General features: G+C 63.9%; 2 protein-coding genes. Both read left to right on the top strand.

Going from position 1 to position 2,139, the window contains the following annotated elements; all coding sequences use genetic code 11:
* A partial coding sequence (locus tag N826_RS38780) for a VirB4 family type IV secretion/conjugal transfer ATPase (protein ID WP_044437928.1) occupies window positions 1-1,844 on the top strand: 1,844 nt, incomplete at its 5' end.
* A partial coding sequence (locus N826_RS38775) for a hypothetical protein (protein WP_044437927.1) occupies window positions 1,841-2,139 on the top strand: 299 nt, incomplete at its 3' end. The genes N826_RS38780 and N826_RS38775, both read left to right, overlap by 4 nt.

Raw genomic sequence — 2,139 nt, 5'->3', positions numbered from 1 at the left:
ACGGCGTTCCCTACAGCGAGATCGGCGAGGCCATGCGGATGGTGCTGTACGGCCGCTGGCAGCCGGTCCCGATGACGCTTGGGACGATGGCGGGAGCGATCTATACCGACCGGGTCATCTGCGGCAAGCGCGGTTTCGAGGTTCTGCATCCCGGCCGCTCGACCTTCGGCCTCATCTTCGGTTTCCGCGACTACCCGGAACTGGCCCGTCCCGACATCCTGGACAAGGTCCTGATGTCCAAGTGCCGGTTGGTCATGACGAACAGCTTCGTTTATCGATCCTCTGGTGCAGCATCGAACAGGATGTCACTGAAGCAGCGCCGCATGAGCAATGCCGGCGATCGCGCCGTCTCGCTCCACGAAGGGCTGCACGAGGCGATGGATGACGTCCAGTCCGGCCGCTCGGTCATGGGTGACCACCACTGGAGCCTCGCCGTCCACGCCGATACCCTGCCCGACCTGAACAAGGCTGCCAGCGAGATCAGGAGCATCCTGACCAACACCAGCGTCACCGCCACCACCGAAGCCCTCGGGTGCTTCCCGGCCTACTGGTCGCAGATGCCTGGGGCGCCGGAGATCATCAAGGCCCGGCACGGCGACATCAAGCTGATCAACTTCTGCTCCTTCTCCTCGCTGGGCGGATTTCCCCGCGGCGAGAAGCGGCCGCACTGGGGGCGCCCGACAATCCGCCTGCGCACCCAGGGCAACACCGTCCATGACTTCTCGCCGCACTCCCGCCGCGTCGGACATACGGTTGGCATCGGTCCGACCGGCTATGGCAAAACATCAACGTGTGGGTTGTTCGACTCCTGCTTGGAACAGAACCTCGTTCCCTACAACGGCGTGTCGATCATCCTCGACAAGGACGGCTCCAACGAACTGAGCGTGCTGGCGCGCGGCGGCTACTATGTCCGGATCCGACGCGGCCAGGAAAGCGGTATGGCTCCGCTGCGAGCATTGCCCGACACCGAGGACGCACGGTCCTGGCTGGAAGAATTTGTCAAGGGCCTGATCATGGCCGACGGCCGGGGCGAGCCGCCGGCCGACCAGATCAGCCGCCTTCGCCATGCCATTGTCTACGTGATGCGCCGTCCCGCCGAGTTGCGCTCTCTCGCGGGCTTGCGTCAGTTCCTCGATCACGGCAACGACAGCACGGGCGCCCGCCTGGAGCAGTGGTGCCAGGGCGGTTCGCTCGGTTGGGCATTCGATGGCGAGCAGGACCTGATCCGCATGGATGCGGGTGTAGTCGGCATCGACAACACGGAAATCCTGCCCGATGATATGATCACCGTCCGCGCGCCGGCGGCGGCCTACCAGCTCTTCCGCATCCGGCAGAAGGCCGGGCGCGGCGTGCGGGCCGCGGTCTATGTCGACGAGGCCGCCTCCTACCTGCCCGATGCCCGTTTCGCCGCCGGGTTCGATGCCTTCTCCCGCGAACTGCGCAAGGGCAACGGCCTGCTCTGGATGATGATCCACCATCCCCAGGACTTCTCCGATCATCCCGTCGGCAAGGCGATCCTGGCCAACTCGCCGACCAAGCTGCTGTTTCCCAATCCCGGTCTCAATGAGGACATCTACCGCGACGTCCTCAAGTGCTCAGCCGGCGAGATTGACGCCGTGCGTGAAGGGATGCTGGAACTCGGTGAGGGCACCTTCCTGGTGAAGCGTCCCAAAGGCACCTTCATCGCTCGCGCCCGCATCAATCAGCCTGAATTCATCGCCGTTCTCTCCTCCGACCCCAACCGGAGCGCCCTCTGGCACCGCATCGCGGCGGAGAAGAACACCATCGACCCGAATGTCATCTGGGCCGAATACCGCAACCGCTACCTGGAGGCCGAAGCATGAGGAAGCTTCTTCTAGCGACCACCCTGGCCGCTTCGATATCGACGGCGTCCGCGCCGGCGTATGCCTTTGAGATCGTCTACGACCCGTCGCTCTGGATGCAGAACGTCATTCAGTATGTCAAGGAAGGTGCTCACTGGGTCGAGCAGATCGGCTGGTACAAGAGGCAATACGACGTGGCGGATCGCACATGGAATGCCGTGTCCCACGTCACGGATCTCGGCAGCGCCGCCAGCGCGTTGGGTGGATTGACGCGCAACTTCATGCCGGAAGCCAATGCTATCCCCGAACTGATGCG

This window comes from Skermanella aerolata KACC 11604, from assembly GCF_000936425.1.
GTDB lineage: Bacteria > Pseudomonadota > Alphaproteobacteria > Azospirillales > Azospirillaceae > Skermanella > Skermanella aerolata.
Note: the sequence above shows the minus strand (reverse complement) of the source record. Positions and strands in the feature narration are given on the sequence as shown.